The organism is Halorubrum tibetense, assembly GCF_042661865.1.
GTDB lineage: Archaea > Halobacteriota > Halobacteria > Halobacteriales > Haloferacaceae > Halorubrum > Halorubrum tibetense.
Map to the genome: position 1 here is coordinate 1 of NZ_JBHSWW010000567.1, position 770 is coordinate 770.

Sequence of the window (770 nt, forward strand, 5' to 3'; positions counted from 1 at the left end):
GCCGAGCTCGACCATCGCCTCGGCGACGGTCCGCATCGCCCGCTCGTCGGTCGAAAAGAGCGCGAACGCCTCGCCGAGGAGGCCGTCGCTCGTGACGATCGCCGGACCGTAGCCGAACTCCGCCCACGCCGAGGCCGTCCCCCGGCGCACCGCCGAGCGGTCGATGATGTCGTCGATCACGAGCGAGGCGTTGTGGACGAACTCGATCCCGGCGGCGAAGTCGACGGCGTCCGCCGGATCGCCGTCGAAGGCCTCACACGCGAGTATCGTTACGGCGGGGCGAACGCGCTTCCCGCCGGCGAGGACGACGTGACCGAGTTCGTCGGACAGCGCCGCCGGTTCGACGTCGTCGATGACCGTCTCGATCCGGTCCTCGACCAGCGCGACCCGGCGCTCCAGGTACTCCATCTACCGCGGAGAGGACCCGCCCGCGCAAAGGCCTAACGGAACGCGGTGCGACCCGGATCGAACCGGAGACACGGCCCGGAGCGTCCGACTCACGTGAACCGGATCCCGAGGTCGTGAAGCCCATCGTTGTTGCTCGCGACGTTGATGAGCAGCGGCGTGAGCGCCTCGATCTCGGGCGCGTTGGCGAGCCCGCCGGCGTCGAGGACGCGGAGCCCCTCGATCCCCTCGGCGACGTCGCTCACGATCCCCTTCGCGTCCTCGTCGTCGGCGACGACGAGCGTGTCGATCCCGAGGTCGGCGTCGAGGTTCGCGAGGCGGGCGGCCGCGAGGTTGTGGAACGCGCCCACGACGGCGACGTCCTC

The 770-nt window shown here is 70.8% G+C and carries 2 protein-coding genes; both read right to left on the reverse strand.

The genetic code is table 11. The features are described from left to right. On the reverse strand, positions 1-408 hold a 408-nt coding region (locus ACFQEU_RS17000), incomplete at its 3' end, for a polyprenyl synthetase family protein (protein WP_379784064.1). 89 nt (positions 409-497) lie between these two features. After that, on the reverse strand, positions 498-770 hold a 273-nt coding region (locus tag ACFQEU_RS17005; RefSeq protein WP_465261183.1), incomplete at its 5' end, for a Rossmann-fold NAD(P)-binding domain-containing protein.